This window comes from Rathayibacter sp. PhB179 (assembly GCF_004345345.1).
Lineage (GTDB): Bacteria > Actinomycetota > Actinomycetes > Actinomycetales > Microbacteriaceae > Rathayibacter > Rathayibacter festucae.
In genome coordinates this window covers 114,189-128,276 of sequence record NZ_SLVD01000007.1, presented here as the reverse complement: position 1 = coordinate 128,276, position 14,088 = coordinate 114,189, and the positions used below count along the sequence as shown (strand labels likewise).

The following is a 14,088-nucleotide window of genomic DNA, read 5'->3' as shown; positions in this document are numbered from 1 at the left end:
ACGCGCCGCGGCGGGAGCCCCTCAACCGGGTTGCGCGAACCCGTCGCCGGGTCTAGCGGTGCGCCGCGCCGATCGTCGGGGGCCCGGACGCCGCCGTCAGCGCTCGCCGACCTTCTCCGGCGCCAGCTCCTCGATCGTGATCGCGGCGTTGATCAGCGCGAGATGACTGAGCCCCTGCGGCAGGTTGCCCCAGAACGCGAGGTCGTCGACGGCCACCATCTCGGACATGATGCCGACGTCGTTCGGCACCGTCTCGACCAGCTCGTCCATCAGCGCGATCGCCTCGTCGTGCCGGCCGACGCAGGCGAGCGCACCGGCGAGCCAGAACGAGCAGGCGACGAACGGGTGCTCCTCGGCCTCCATGCCGGAGTAGCGGAACAGCAGGGCGCCGCGGCCCAGCTCCTTCACCAGCGCGTCGATGGTCGAGACCATCCGCTCACCGCGCTCGTAGCCGCTCGGCGCGTGCAGCAGGACGGAGGCGTCCAGCTCCTCGGTGCCCGGGTACATCACGTACGAGCCGAGCTCCTCGGACCAGCAGTTCTCCTCGATCCAGTCGCGGATGCGGTCGCGCTCGAAGCGCCAGCGGTCCGGGCTGCCCGCCACCTGCCCGAGCTCGGCGAGGTGCACGGCGGCGTCGAGCGCCTGCCAGCAGCCCATCTTCGAGGAGGTGTAGTGCTGCTCCTCCTCGAGCTCCCACATCCCGGCGTCGCGGTTGCGCCAGAGGTCGCAGGTGGTGTCCGCGATCCGCGCGAGCAGCCGGCCGGTCTCGATGTCGAGGACGTTGCCCTCGTCGACGTAGATGCGGCAGATGTCGAAGAGGTCGCCGAAGACGCCGAGCTGGAGCTGGCTCTGCGCGCCGTTGCCGGCGAGGACCGGGCCGATGCCCGCGTAGCCGGGGACGTCGTAGACGGTCTGCTCGGTCGGCAGCGAGCCGTCGAGGCCGTAGAAGATGTGCAGATCCGGGCCGTGCTCCTTGATCGTGCGCAGGAGCCAGGAGAGCGCCGCATGCGTCTCCTCGCGCAGGCCGAAGCGCACCAGCGCGTGCGCCGTGTACGCGGCGTCGCGCACCCACGCGAAGCGGTAGTCCCAGTTCTTGCCGCCGTTGGGCGACTCCGGGAGCGAGGTGGTGGCGGCGGCCGCGATCGCGCCGGTGGGCGAGTAGATCAGCAGCTTCAGCGCGAGCGCGCTGCGCTGCACCGCTCCGGCCCAGGGCCCGTCGTAGGAGAACTCGTCGGACCAGGACTGCCAGCTGGCGAGAGTGCGGTCGATCCCGCGGTCGACGTTCACCGCGACCGGGAAGTGCAGGGGCTCGTCGTGCGTCGCCGAGACGACCAGGACGTGCCGCTCGCCGCCCGCGGTCGCGACGAAGCCGCCCGCCAGCTCGTCGCCGGCACCGGAGGGCGCCGACTCGTCGACCGGTCCGTGGTCCTTCCCGGTGACGCCGATCGTGATGTCACCGGCCCGGATCAGCGAGCGGCCGTCCGCGTTCTGGATCCACGGGGAGAAGGTGCCGAGACCGGTGCCGGGGCGGACGACCCAGCGCATCCGGACCTCGCCGTCGGTGCACTCGACCCGGCGCGCCAGCTCGGCCCACGGCAGGCGCCCGGCGATGCCCGTCACCAGCGCGTCGGTCACCGTCACGGTGCCGGACTCGGTGGTGAAGGTGGTCTCGAGCACGTTCGTGTCGCCCAGGTAGCGGCGGGTCGTCTCCGCGGGCTCCTCCGGGGACAGCTCGATGCAGCCGCCGGTCCTCGCGTCGATCAGCGCGGCGAACGCGGGGGTCGAGCCGAGGTCGGGGACGGGCAGCCAGTCGACGCTCCCGTCGCTCGCGATCAGCGCGACGGTGCGACCGTCGCCGATCGCCGCGTAGTCGCGCAGGGGTCTGGTCGCTCGGGGTTGGGCCATGCCCTCACGCTAGGCGGCACGCGGACGATCGGCTCGGGCTTGCGGGGCCACTGCGATCCCGGTACCGACGCGGATCAGGTCGCCGCGACTCCGCCGTAGGCCTGCATCCGCTCGGTGAACTCGGCGCGGTCGCCCTCCTCGAGGATCGCGTTGGCGTAGCCGGCGAGGAACGCACCGCTGTCCGGCGGCGTCAGCCCGACGTCGTCGAGCATCCGCTCGACCTCTCCGGTGCTGTCGGCGCCGAGATCGACGAGGCCGATCTCGATCGCGGGCACGTCCTCCACCGTGGAGTAGGCGGTGACGACCCAGAGCGCGGCGCCCGCCTCCTCGTCGCTCAGGTCGCCCTCGTACTCGTAGCCGACCTCCGACCACTCCGCCGGGGTGTCGGCGACGTCGACGGCGTCGAAGCCCAGCGGCGCGACCGCGGCCGTGAACACGTCGACGACCGCCTGCTTGGCGTCGGCGGAGCCGAGGTCGGCGTCGGCGTAGCTCGTGGCCGAGATGTAGTCGTAGAGGAGGGACGGGCCGCCGTAGCCGTTCTCCGAGCGCTCGTAGTACTCGTCGTCGGCCGAGGTCCAGCCGTCGAGGACGGTCGACTCGATCGCCGCGACGGCCGCCTCGGACTGCGCGATCGCGGCCTCGGCCGAGGGCTGCGCGAGCACGATCGCGGCGTCGCCGTCCTGGTAGCCCGGGTAGTCGTAGAGCGGGTCCGTCGGGTCGCCGGCGTCCGGTCCCTCGGTCGCCTCGCCGAACGGCTCGTCGGTGAAGCCGGGCGCCGCGGTCGGCAGGGCGTCGGCGGTCGCGTCGATCGCGGTGCCGATGCCGAGAGCGAGCAGCGTGCCGAGCACGCCGGTGTAGACGACGCCGACGACGATGCTCGCGCCCAGGGCGATCCAGCCGCCGGTGCCGAGCGGCCGGGGCGCTCCGGGGAGGCCGGGCGGGGTGGCGGGGGGCATCGGGGGCGGGCTCACGGGTACCTGGCTCATCGCGTCCCTCCGGGGTCGAGCGTCGTCGACGCCAGTCTCGCACGGGCGCGGCGGCCCGCCCGCGCTCCGAGACCCCCTGGGCAGGCGGCGCTCGGTGTGCCACTCTGGCCCCGCGCGCCGGAGACGACCGACCGCGGTGGGAGGCGTCGTGAACCGGATCGAAGCGGGCTTCGGAGTGGTGGTCGGCGTGATCGCCGTGGGAGCGATGACGGCGCTCGCGTCGGTCGCGGGAGCGGGCGGCGCTCGGGAGGCGGAGGCCACGGTGCAGACGGTCGCCGTCGCGGAGACGACTCCGCAGGCGGGCGCCGCGGCCGGGTCCGGTCCGAATGCCGAGGCATCCGCGGAGGCGCCGATCTCCGACGGCGTCGAGATCTGGAGCACGCCGGCCGCCGACGCACCGCCCGCGCCGGCGGGCACGCCGATCGACTCCGCAGAGGCCGCCATCGCCGTGGTGCGCCCGCTCGAGGGTCCCGGCGTCGACGCGGGCAGCGAGCGCGCCGTCCGCGTCAGCGCCGACTCCGTCTACGGCGAGAGCGGCTCGCTGCGGGCCTCGGGCCAGCAGGTCGCCGCACCTCCCGGACTCTCCCCCGACGACGAGCTCTGGCTCGTCGGCTACACCGGCGAGATCCCGGCGCCCTTCGGCGTGATCGAGCTGACGCTCGACCACCTCGTGCTGACGATCGACGCCGCGACCGGCCGCGTGCTCAGCAGCGCGGGCGGCGAGGGCGGACTGCCCGCGGTCTTCGACGACGCGGGATGAGCGCCGCCCGTCCCGGCCCGCTCCCCCGGCGGAGGATGATGGCGGGATGGACGATGTCGTGCCCGCTCCCCTCCCCGCCGCTCTGCCCGCCCTCGAGGAGGTCGACGCCGGACTGCGCGTCGTCGCGCTGCCGCTGCGCACGCGCTTCCGCGGGGTGGACCACCGCGAGATCGCCCTGGTCCGCGGGCCGGAGGGCTGGACCGAGTTCTCGCCGTTCCTCGAGTACGGTCCCGCGGAGTCGGCCGCCTGGCTGCGCGCCGCCCTCGACTACGGCTGGAGCGAGCAGCCCGCGCCGCTGCGCGACCGCATCCCGGTGAATGCGACCGTACCGGCAGTGGACGCCGGCGACGTCGCCGCCGTCCTCGCCGGCTACCACGGCTGCCGCACCGCCAAGGTGAAGGTCGCGGAGCGCGGGCAGACCCTGGCCGACGACGTCGCACGGGTCGCAGAGGTGCGCCGGGTGCTCGGGCCCGAGGGCCGCATCCGCGTGGACGCGAACGGCGGCTGGAACGTCGACGAGGCGGAGCACGCGGTGCACGCGCTCGCGTCCGCCGACCTCGAGTACGTCGAGCAGCCGTGCGCGAGCGTCGACGAGCTCGCCGATCTGCGCCGCCGGGTGAAGTGGATGGGCATCCCGGTCGCCGCCGACGAGAGCGTGCGCAAGGCCGCGGATCCGCTCGCCGTCGCGCGCGCCGGTGCCGCCGACCTGCTCGTGGTCAAGGCTCAGCCGCTCGGCGGGGTGCGGCGGGCTCTCGACATCGTCGCCGAGGCGGGACTGCCCGCGGTGGTCTCCAGCGCCCTCGACAGCTCGGTCGGGCTGGCGATGGGAGCGGCGCTCGCCGCGGCGCTGCCCGAGCTGCCCTACGACTGCGGGCTCGGCACGGCCTCGCTGCTCGCCGCCGACGTGACCGAGCGGCCGCTGCGGCCCGTCGACGGGGCGATCCCCGTCGAGCGGGTCGAGGTGTCGGAGGCGCTGCTGCTGCGCAACGCGGTCTCGCCGGAGCGGCTGGCCTGGTGGCGCGACCGCCTCCGCGAGACGTGGGCGCTGCTCTGAGCCGCTGAGGCTCTCAGGGCCCGCCTCCGTTCAGGCGGGCGGCGCGAGCACCGAGATGATCGCCGAGTCGTCCGCCGACGCGAGTCCCTGGGCCGCACCGAGCAGGAAGAGCTGCTCGGCCGCCGCGGCGACCGGCGTGGCGAGCCCCGCGCCGCGCGCCGCCATGGTGACGATGCCGAGGTCCTTGACGAAGATGTCGAGCCGGCTCAGCACCTCGGCCCCGCCGTCCTCGCCGGCCTGCAGCATCCGCGGCCCGCGGTTGCCGAGCATGAACGAGCCGGCCGCTCCGGCGGAGAGCGTCTCGAGCGTGGCCGCCGGGTCGAGGCCGAGCTTCGCGGCCAGCGCGAGCGCCTCCGCCCCGGCGGCGATGTGCACGCCGCAGAGCAGCTGGTTAACGGTCTTGAAGGCCTGGCCGTCGCCCGGGCGGTCGCCGATGACGCTGAGGGTCGAGGCGAGCAGATCCAGCACGGGACGGGCCTGCTCGCGGGCGGCGGGGGTCGCGCCGACGACGATCAGGAGGTCGCCCTCCCCCGCGCGCACCGGTCCGCCGCTGAGCGGGGCATCGACCAGGTCGACCCCGTGCTCGGCGAGCGCCGCCGCAACGTCGGTCACCTCGGTGATGCCGACCGTGCTGGTCATGATCACGACGGAGCCGGCGCGCAGCGCGGTCGCGATCCCCTCGGAATCGGCGCCGCCGAAGAGCACCTCGCGCAGCTGGGCGCCGTTGCGGACGGCGAGCAGCGTCGCGTCGGCGCCGACCACCGCCTCGCGGGCCGAGTCGAACGGCGTGATGCCGGCCTCGCGGGCCAGCGCGAGGCGCGGCTCGGCGATGTCGAAGCCGTGCACGGTCAGCGAGCCGGCCAGGCGGCTGGCCATCGGCAGACCCATGGCGCCGAGGCCGAGGACGGCGACGGTGTAGTCCGAGGCGGAGGCGGGGGTGGTGTCGGGCGTGGTCACGGGGTCCTCCAGGGGATCGGGGCGGATGCGGGTGCGCGGTCAGAGCGCGGGAGCGCGGAGCGTCGCGGCGACCTGCGCCAGCGACTCGTCGTCGCCGACGTTGCCGGCGAAGACGATGTAGGGGATGCCTGCGGCCCGCCCCTCGACCGGCTCCCAGAGCGAGACCAGGCCGGGCAGCATCGGTCCGCGCACGATCGCGCGCCGGATGCCGAGGCCCTTCGAGGCGACGTCGCTCGAGGTGATGCCGCCCTTCGCGATGACGAAGCGCGGGCGGACGCGGGCGAGGACGCCCTGCACCACGGCGACGACCGCGGCCGAGACGCGCCGGGAGAGGTCGAGGCTCTCCTGCGGGTCGTCGGTGCGGCGGAGCGAGCGGCTGGTGTGCACGGCGATGTCGCCGTCCGCGAGGGCGGCGACCGCCTGCTCGACGAGCTCGGCGAGATGCGCGGGCGCCCGGTCGGGGTCGACGGCGCGGTCGACGTCGAGCTCGAGGGTCGCGCGGAGCGAGCCGGTCGCCGCGAGCCGCTCGAGCTGACGCGAGGTGAGTCCGACGTGCGAGCCGACGACGACGAGGCCGCCGCGGGACCGATCGGCCGCGTCGGATCCGCTCCGGAAGACCTCGTTCGCGGTGAGCGGTGGGCGCACCGCCTGGCCGATGCGCGCCCGGACGAACGGCGGGCCGACCCGGTAAAGCACGCGGAGGCCCGCCTCCTCCACCTGCGCGAGCCCGAGGGCCAGCAGCCGCAGGTCGTCCTCGGTGACGGCGTCGACGACCACCGGCACGCCGCCGCGGAGCGGAGCCAGCACGGCCGCGATCGCGTCGGCGCCCGCGCGGATCGTGTCGAGGCCGAGCGCGACGACCCGGTCGGCCGGCCAGCGGCCCTCGGTCTTCTCCGCCACCCACTCGCGCAGGTCGGAGTGCGCGTAGCCGAAGGTCGAGTCGCGGGCGAACTCCGTCTCGGCGACCGGCTGGAGCCCGTCCGTGCCGCGCATGTAGTGGACGCCGCCGATCGTCACCCGGCCGGCATCCGGGAAGGCGGGGACCAGGAGGACGGCGTCGACCGCGCCGTCGAGGGCGGCGGTGATGGTGTCGGTCTCGAGCGGGAAGTGGCCGCGCAGCGTCGAGTCGCCGCGGCTGACGAAGGCGACCGGGACCTCGACGGCGCGGGCGGCGGCGAGCGCGCTCGCGACGATCTCCCGGTTGCGCTCGGCGGCGTCCTCGGGCGCGAGGCTCCGGGTGTTGCTGAGGACGTAGACGGCCGGTGCGCGGGTGGCGAGCGCCCAGCGGAGGTCCTCCTCCGCCCAGCTGGTCAGCACCGGCAGATCGGCGACGGACTGCGTGCCGGTCGGGTCGTCGTCCAGCACGACCAGCACCGGCGTGCGCGCCGTCCGCGTGGCGGCGACGGCGGCGGCCTCGACCGGCACCTGCGCGGGGTACTGCTGCAGCAGCGTCGTCTCCGAGATCACCGGTACTCCTTCGTCCTGGGCTATCAGATATCTTACAAGTACTCCGCGCCTCGAAGGAAGAGCGCACGGCAGCAGGTTGAGCGGCCTCTGCAGCGCGCCCACCCTTGTTGATCGAGTAGCCCGCGCAGCGGGCGTATCGAGATCCACCACCGCCAGCACGCCGGTCTGCAGACCACGCTGCTGGCGGTGGGCGGGTCTCGACACGCCCCTCCGGGGCTACTCGACCAGCATGATCGGGCGCAGTCGCGCGCTTCGAGCGGCAACGTCTCCGCGGATCGAGCTGCCCGCCCAGCGCCGCCCTCCTTGCTGATCGAGTAGCCCGCGCAGCGGGCGTATCGAGATCCATCTCCGCCAGCACGCCGGTCTGCAGACTTCCCCGCTGGCGGAGGGCGGGTCTCGACACGCCCCTCCGGGGCTACTCGACCAGCATGATCGCCGTGCAGTGGGCGTGCCTGCGCGAGTAGCCTCCGGGCATGACGAGCCCCCTCCCCGCCCGGCGGCAGCTGCTCGAGGACCTCATCGAGCACGCCGCGCTCGACGACGTCGACCTCGCGACGATGTTCGGCTCCCCCGCGATCCGGCACCGCGGGCGGATCGTCTGCTTCCTCGGCGCGGACGACCGGCTGATCGTGAAGCTGACGCGGCCGGACACGTTCGAGCTGGTCGAGCGCGGCGATGCCGACCCGGTCGTGATGGGCAATCGGACCCTCCGCGAGTGGGTGAGCGTGCCGCGCGAGTCTCCCGACACCGCGGCGCTGGAGCGCTGGCGGCCGCTCGTCGTCGCCGCACTCGGCTACGCGCGGGCCGCCCGCGCGGAGTCGATGTCGGGACCGGAGGAGTCGTCGCCGGAGAGCACGTAGCGCCGCAGGTCCTCCGCCGTCTGGGCGATGTGGTCGGCCATCGCCGCGCGGGAGGCGTCCGCGTCAGCGGCGCGGATCGCCTCGAGCACCGCGCGGTGCTTGACCAGGGCGTTCCGCTGGATCTGCACCAGCGCGGAGGTCTGCTCGCGCTTCGCCCGCATCACCTTGGCGAGCGGCGCGAACACGGCGGCGACGAAGACGTTGCCCGTCGCGGCGAGGATCACGTCGTGGAAGGCGATGTCGGCGGCGACGAAGCCCGCGAGGTCGCCGCTCTCGTGCGCGGCGGTCATCCGCGCGAGCTCCTCCTCCAGCCGGGCGAGGTCGGCGTCGGAGCGGCGGACCGCGGCGAGCGCCGAGGCGCCGGTCTCGATCATCTCGCGCACCTCGATCAGGTGCAGCGACGCCGCGGCGGAGTCCACGCCCGAGGCGGTCGCCCGCAGGATCGGCTCGAGGTCGCTCCAGCGCGCGACCGGGTTCACCGTGCCGCGCTTGCCCCGGCGCGCGTCGATGACGTTGAGGCCCTGCAGGCGGCCGAGCGCCTCGCGCATGGTCGCCCGGCTCACGTCGTGCGCGAGGGCCAGCTCGCCCTCGCTCGGCAGCTCGGAGCCGATCGGGATGCGGCCGGCCACGATCTCGTCGAGCAGCGCGTCGGCGACGGTCGCGACGAGGGACGGACGCGGCACGGGCCCCTCCTCGTCTCGGGCACCGGCCGGACGGCGGGCACCGGTTCAGGCTACCCGCGGTCGGGGCGGCGCCGCCGGAGGGCCAGAATGGATCTGCTCCGGCCACCGATGCCCGCCGCACCCCTCCCCCTTCGAGCATCGGAGTCCCGTGACCGCACCCACCGTCCCCGTCTTCCTCGACTGCGACACCGGCATCGACGACTCGCTCGCCCTGGCCTACCTGCTGCGCTCGCCGCTCGCCGAGCTGGTCGGCATCAGCACCGTCAGCGGCAACACCGACGCCCGCCAGGCCGCCGTGAACAGCCTCGGCCTGCTCGCCCTCGCCGGCCGGACCGACGTCCCGGTCGCGATCGGCGCGCACGACTTCCTCGAGGAGCCCTACTCCGGCGGGTCCCCGCACGTGCACGGTGAGAACGGCATCGGCGGCGTGCTGCTGCCTGTCGGCGCGGAGCCGGTCGACGAGGACCCCGCGGACCTGCTGCTCCGCCTCGCCCGAGAGCACGACGGCGAGCTGCGGCTGGTCGCGATCGGCCCGCTGACGAACCTGGCGCTGGCGCTGCGCAAGCACCCGGAGCTGCCGTCGCTGCTGCACTCGGTCACCGTGATGGGCGGCGCCGGGCTCGCACCGGGCAACGTGACCGCCGTCGCCGAGGCGAACATCTGGCACGACCCGGCGGCGGCCGCCGAGGTCGTCGCCGCGGACTGGGACCTCACGCTCGTCCCGCTGGACGTGACGATGAGGCACCTGCTCGACGAGGAGCAGCGCGACGTCCTGATCCGCTCCGCCGATCCGCTGGCGTCCGCGATCGGGCACGCGCTGGACTTCTACTTCGACTTCTACGTCGGCCACTTCGGCGACCGGACCGCCGCGCTGCACGACCCGATGGCCGCGGCCATCGCCGTCGGCGCCCTGGAGCTCACCTCGGCCCCGCGCGTCCCCGTCGAGGTCGACACCTCCTTCGGTCCAGGCCGCGGCCAGACCCTCCCCGACCTCCGCGGCCTCTACCGCGACGTCCACCCCGAGGGCGCCCGCACCCGCTTCGTCCTCTCCCTCGCGGAGCCGTTCGCCCCCCACCTGATCGACGTGATCACGGGCGCCTGACCGGCCCTGCGCTCCATGGCGATCGAGTAGCGCACTCAGCGGGCGTCTCGAGATCCACCAGCACCCGAGGTCGAGTCTGCAGGCCTGCCGTGCGGACGACGGTGGGTCTCGCTACGCCTCTGCGGGGCTACTCGACCAGCAAAAAAGGCGGACCATCCCACGGACCGCGGACCTTCCTGCTGATCGAGTAGCGCGCACAGCGCGCGTATCGAGATCCACCAGCGCCAGGACGCGAGTCTGCAGACCGACCCAGCTGACGATGTCGGGTCTCGATACGCCCCTGCGGGGCTACTCGACCAGCATGAGTGCGCCGACCGTCCTGCGTGCGGCGCTGCCGTCCCCAGGAGCAGCTCGTCGCGCAGCGACGGCCGTGCTCAAACTCGTCGCGCAGCGACGGCCCTGCTCCCGAGTGCTCGTCGCGCAGCGACGGCCCCGCCGCAAAGGCTCGTCGCGCAGCGACGGCCCTGCCGCGGAGGCTCGTCGCGCAGCGACGGCCGTGCTCCTGAGGCTCGTCGCGCAGCGACGGCCCCACCCCCGTCAGTACTGATCTGCGGGTGCTGGTGGGTGTGATCGCAAGGCGGAGGAGGGGTGCGTAGCGGGAGCTACGGACCCCGACGACAACGCCGCGAGCGCGCCCACCAGCGCCCGCAGATCACATGCCGGTGTCGAGGCCGGAGTAGGCGTGGAGCCCCTTGAAGAAGACGTTGACGACGCCGAAGTTGAACATGACGGCGGAGAAGCCGATGATCGCGAGCCAGGCGGAGGGGGTGCCGCGCCAGCCGCGGGTGGCGCGGGCGTGGATGTAGCCGGCGTAGATGGTCCAGATGATGAAGGTCCAGACCTCCTTGGTGTCCCAGCCCCAGTAGCGGCCCCACGCCTTCTCGGCCCAGACGGCGCCGGCGATGAGGGTGAAGGTCCAGAGGATGAAGCCGATGATCGTGACGCGGTAGGCGAGGTTCTCGAGCGTCAGCGAGCTGGGCAGGGTGCGCAGGAAGCGGAGGACGGAGGGCGCGCTCTCGCCGCTGGTCTCCCTCCGCGACTGGAGCAGCTGCGTGACGGAGAGCGCGAAGCCGAGCGCGAAGAAGGCGGTGCCGAGGATCGCGACGAGCACGTGGATGACGAGCCAGTAGGACTGGAGTGCCGGCGGCAGCGGGACGACGGCGACGTAGTAGTTGACGGTCGCGACGCCGAGCAGCACGAGCACGAGACCGGTGATGAACGCCCCGAGGAAGCGGAGGTCCCAGCGCAGCTGGACGGCGAGGAAGACGCCGATGATGAGGACGGTCCCGGTGATCGAGAACTCGTACATGTTGGCCCACGGCACCCGGCCGGCGGCGATGCCGCGGAGGACGGTCGCGCCGAGGTGCAGGACGAAGGCGAGGAGCGTGAGCGAGAAGCCGATCCGCATCGCCTTCGAGCGGGACGGCGCGTTGTACACCTCGTCTTCGACGCGGCTGCCGAGGCGGGAGAGCGTCGCGGTGCGCCCGTTGCCGCCGACGGAGGCCGCTCCGGACGCGACGGTGGCCTTGCCGCTCGCCGCGCGGTCGGCGGCGGCGCTGGAGGCGACCCGCTCGGCCTCGCGGACGACCTCGATCGAGTCGCCGTCGGCGACCGACGAGCGCCGGGCCAGGTCGATGGCGAAGAAGATGAAGGCCAGGGCGTAGATGCCCATGGCGGAGTAGAGGCACAGCACGGAGTACTGCGAGAGGGTCTCGATCACCCCTCCAGGGTAAGCGACGGCGCCGTGAGGCGCCCCTGCACACATGCACAGGTTGGATCACTTGACCGCGGCCACCGAGGAGTCCGGTCCCGGCCGCGTCAGGGCCGGCCGACGTCGGAGCAGATCGACGTCGGGCCGGCCGTCGTCAGGGTTGGTCGAGCGGAGCGTGCCGGTCGGCGATCGTCCGGACCGCGCGCGTCAGCTGCGGGTCCTCGCCGCGGGCGAGCCCGGCGTACTCGATTGTCAGTCCGCCGTCCGCCCCGCTCGTCGCCTTCACCCACACCCGGCGCCGCGGCACGAACAGCGAGGTGAGCAGTCCCGCGAGCACGAGGATCGCGAAGAGCAGCACCCAGCCCTGGGTCGCGTCGTGGTGGATGTCGAACGAGGCGAAGCGCTTGACGCTGTCAGTCCCGACGACGGAGGTGTCCGCTCCGACGTTGTCGAAGGTCACCGTGCCGAGGCCGTTCGGCAGGTCGGCGGAGTCGCCCGGCTTGAGCGTGATCGACGGCACGCCGGTCTTCCCGCCGGTGAGGCGGGTGAGCGAGTCGGTGTTCAGCACGTAGACCGAGGTCGGGACGCCGCCGTCGAGGCCGAGGTCGCCCTCGAACACGTTGAGCGAGAGCACCGGGTACTGCAGGTCCGGGAAGATCGAGGTCGATGCTCCCGAGGGCAGCTCGTCCTGCGTCGGGTAGAAGAAGCCGGTGAGCCCCACCTGCTCGGCGAGGCCGTCGGTCACCTTGACGACGCCCACCGAAGTGAGGTTCGCGTCCTGCGGCAGGAACGGCACGGAGTCGGTGAAGATCGCCGTGCCGGAGGGGTCGCGCACCGTGATCGTCGGCGCGTAGCCGTTGCCGAGCAGGTAGACGTTGGTGCCGCCGATCGCGAGCGGGTCGTTGACCTTGATCGTCTCGTCGGAGGAGTCGCCGCCGCGCTGGGTGGTCGTCACGTGCGCGGTGAAGTCGACCGGCTGCCCGAGGGCCTGCTGGTTCCGCTCCTCGTACTGCACGTCGAGCGAGTCGAGGGTCAGCTGGTACGGATCGAGCTGGCCGCTGTCGAAGAAGCGCCCCGGGTTGAACGAGTCGTAGCCGGCCAGGTTGTTCGCGAAGCCCTGCGAGCCCTCGACCAGCACGCGCTGGCCGCTGTAGCCGAAGCCGCCGCCGATGCCCACGGCGACGAGGATGCCGACCAGGGCGGAGTGGAAGACGAGGTTGCCGGTCTCGCGGAGGTAGCCGCGCTCGGCGGAGACACTCGACCAGCGGCCGCGCGGGTCGTCGTGGCGCTCGGTGCGGTAGCCCGCCCGGCGCAGGACGGCCTGCGCGGAGGCGATCGCCTCCTCCTCGCTCGCTCCCTCGACCTCGCGGACGGTGTAGCCGGCGAGACGCTGCAGGCGGGCCGGCGTCTTCGGCGGGCGGGAGCGCATCGCCTCGAAGTGGTGCTTCGTCCGCGGGATGATGCAGCCGATCAGCGAGACGAACAGCAGCAGGTAGATGCTCGAGAACCACGCCGAGGTGTAGGTGTCGAAGGCCTGGACCTTGTCGAGCAGCGGCGCGAGGTCCGGGTTGTCGACGAAGTACTGGGTGACGCCGTTGGGGTCGGAGGAGCGCTGCGGCACGAGCGAGCCCGGCACCGCCGCGATCGCGAGCAGCAGCAGCAGGAACAGCGCGGTGCGCATGCTGGTGAGCTGGCGCCACATCCAGCGGACCCAGCCGGTGAAGCCGAGGGTCGGCTGCGTGATCGAGCCGTCGGAGTCGAAGTGGTCGGCGGGGCGGAAGGACGCGTCCGCCTTCTGCTGGGTCGCGTCGGCGCCGGCCGAGGCGTCGGTGCCCGAGTCGGACTCGGTGCTCGAGTCGGACTCAGAGCGCGGGCTGGAAGCCATTGATCACCTCGAAGAGTGCTCCGTAGACGAGGGTGTTCCACAGGCCCGTGACCATCAGGACTCCGATCAGGACGAGGGCGACGCCGCCGGCGATGTTGATGACGCGGATGTGACGCTTCACGAACGCGAGGGTGGTGGTCACCCAGCTGAAGCCGAACGCCACCAGGAGGAAAGGAATGCCGAGGCCGAGGCAGTAGACGACCGTCAGCAGCGCACCGCGCCAGGGCGACCCGGCGCCGTAGCTCAGGGCGAGGATCGAGGTCAGCGTCGGGCCGAGGCAGGGGGTCCAGCCGACACCGAAGACGATGCCGAGAAGCGGGGCCCCGATCAACCCGGTCGCCGGGCGGAAGCCGGGCCGGACGGTGCGCTGCAGGAAGGAGAGCTGGCCGATGAAGACCAGCCCCATCGCGATGACGAAGACGCCGAGCACGCGGGTGATGACGTCGGCGTAGGCGCGCAGCCAGAAGCCGATGGAGCCGGCGGCGACGCCGAAGAGCACGAAGACCAGCGAGAAGCCGAGCACGAACAGCAGCACGCCGAGCACGACCCGGCGGCGGCCCCGGGCGGCGCGCTCGCCGGCGTCGGTGAAGCCGCCGACGTAGGCGAGGTACCCCGGCACGAGCGGGAGCACGCAGGGCGACGCGAACGAGACCAGCCCGGCCAGCAGCGCGATCGGCACCGCGAGGAGGAGCTGGCCGCTGATGACGACCTCGCTCAC

12 protein-coding genes are annotated in these 14,088 nt (G+C 73.3%); 4 read left to right on the top strand and 8 right to left on the bottom strand.

Annotated features, from left to right (window positions below):
- Positions 1-96 precede the first annotated feature (96 nt).
- A complete protein-coding gene (locus tag EDF43_RS15015; protein ID WP_132437534.1) occupies positions 97-1,905 on the bottom strand; it encodes a glycoside hydrolase family 15 protein in 1,809 nt (602 codons plus the stop codon).
- 74 nt (positions 1,906-1,979) lie between these two features.
- Complete coding sequence (locus tag EDF43_RS15010) at positions 1,980-2,861, bottom strand: hypothetical protein (protein ID WP_132437533.1); 882 nt, start codon at positions 2,859-2,861, stop codon at positions 1,980-1,982.
- A 178-nt stretch (positions 2,862-3,039) separates the two neighbouring features.
- Between EDF43_RS15010 and EDF43_RS15005 the strand changes: the two genes are divergently transcribed.
- Both EDF43_RS15005 and EDF43_RS15000 read left to right on the top strand, forming a co-directional pair.
- A complete protein-coding gene (locus EDF43_RS15005) occupies positions 3,040-3,651 on the top strand; it encodes a hypothetical protein (protein ID WP_132437532.1) in 612 nt (203 codons plus the stop codon).
- Between the two features lie 46 nt (positions 3,652-3,697).
- A complete protein-coding gene (locus EDF43_RS15000) occupies positions 3,698-4,705 on the top strand; it encodes an o-succinylbenzoate synthase (RefSeq protein ID WP_132437531.1) in 1,008 nt (335 codons plus the stop codon).
- Positions 4,706-4,735: 30 nt separating this feature from the next.
- Here the strand turns inward: EDF43_RS15000 and EDF43_RS14995 are convergent, their stop codons facing one another.
- Together EDF43_RS14995 and EDF43_RS14990 are read right to left on the bottom strand one after the other, a co-directional pair.
- On the bottom strand, positions 4,736-5,662 hold the full coding sequence (locus tag EDF43_RS14995; RefSeq protein WP_279389007.1) for an NAD(P)-dependent oxidoreductase: 927 nt from the start codon (positions 5,660-5,662) through the stop codon (positions 4,736-4,738).
- A gap of 39 nt (positions 5,663-5,701) precedes the next feature.
- Complete coding sequence (locus tag EDF43_RS14990; protein WP_132437530.1) at positions 5,702-7,129, bottom strand: four-carbon acid sugar kinase family protein; 1,428 nt, start codon at positions 7,127-7,129, stop codon at positions 5,702-5,704.
- Between the two features lie 473 nt (positions 7,130-7,602).
- Here EDF43_RS14990 and EDF43_RS14985 point away from each other — a divergent pair, with 473 nt between their 5' ends.
- Positions 7,603-7,989 carry a hypothetical protein gene (locus tag EDF43_RS14985; RefSeq protein WP_132437529.1) on the top strand — a complete coding sequence of 129 codons (387 nt, stop codon included), beginning with the start codon at positions 7,603-7,605 and terminating at the stop codon, positions 7,987-7,989.
- On the opposite strand, the gene EDF43_RS14980 is transcribed toward EDF43_RS14985, so the two are convergent.
- Entirely contained in the window at positions 7,923-8,672 is a 750-nt protein-coding gene (locus EDF43_RS14980) for an FCD domain-containing protein (protein WP_132437528.1), read from the bottom strand. The genes EDF43_RS14985 and EDF43_RS14980 overlap by 67 nt on opposite strands.
- A gap of 148 nt (positions 8,673-8,820) precedes the next feature.
- Between EDF43_RS14980 and EDF43_RS14975 the strand changes: the two genes are divergently transcribed.
- Positions 8,821-9,774, top strand: a complete 954-nt coding sequence (locus EDF43_RS14975) for a nucleoside hydrolase (protein ID WP_132437527.1) — start codon at positions 8,821-8,823, stop codon at positions 9,772-9,774.
- A 652-nt stretch (positions 9,775-10,426) separates the two neighbouring features.
- Here the strand turns inward: EDF43_RS14975 and ccsB are convergent.
- The 3 genes from ccsB to EDF43_RS14960 all read right to left on the bottom strand — a co-directional run bounded on the left by ccsB (position 10,427) and on the right by EDF43_RS14960 (position 14,088).
- The gene (gene ccsB, locus EDF43_RS14970; RefSeq protein ID WP_132437635.1) at positions 10,427-11,446 is read right to left on the bottom strand and encodes a c-type cytochrome biogenesis protein CcsB; all 1,020 of its coding nucleotides are present in this window, start codon (positions 11,444-11,446) and stop codon (positions 10,427-10,429) included.
- Positions 11,447-11,639: 193 nt separating this feature from the next.
- Positions 11,640-13,370 carry a cytochrome c biogenesis protein ResB gene (locus tag EDF43_RS14965; RefSeq protein ID WP_132437526.1) on the bottom strand — a complete coding sequence of 577 codons (1,731 nt, stop codon included), beginning with the start codon at positions 13,368-13,370 and terminating at the stop codon, positions 11,640-11,642.
- A complete protein-coding gene (locus EDF43_RS14960; RefSeq protein ID WP_132437525.1) occupies positions 13,348-14,088 on the bottom strand; it encodes a cytochrome c biogenesis protein CcdA in 741 nt (246 codons plus the stop codon). Before EDF43_RS14960 ends, EDF43_RS14965 begins: the two co-directional genes overlap by 23 nt.

What these genes read in the sequence shown, in the direction of transcription:
- EDF43_RS15015 (WP_132437534.1), bottom strand. Translation starts at nt 1,905, where the DNA reads ATGGCCCAACCCCGAGCGACCAGACCCCTGCGCGACTACGCGGCGATC.
- EDF43_RS15010 (WP_132437533.1), bottom strand. Translation starts at nt 2,861, where the DNA reads ATGCCCCCCGCCACCCCGCCCGGCCTCCCCGGAGCGCCCCGGCCGCTC.
- EDF43_RS15000 (WP_132437531.1), top strand. Translation starts at nt 3,698, where the DNA reads ATGGACGATGTCGTGCCCGCTCCCCTCCCCGCCGCTCTGCCCGCCCTC.
- EDF43_RS14985 (WP_132437529.1), top strand. Translation starts at nt 7,603, where the DNA reads ATGACGAGCCCCCTCCCCGCCCGGCGGCAGCTGCTCGAGGACCTCATC.
- ccsB (WP_132437635.1), bottom strand. Translation starts at nt 11,446, where the DNA reads ATGGGCATCTACGCCCTGGCCTTCATCTTCTTCGCCATCGACCTGGCC.
- EDF43_RS14965 (WP_132437526.1), bottom strand. Translation starts at nt 13,370, where the DNA reads ATGGCTTCCAGCCCGCGCTCTGAGTCCGACTCGAGCACCGAGTCCGAC.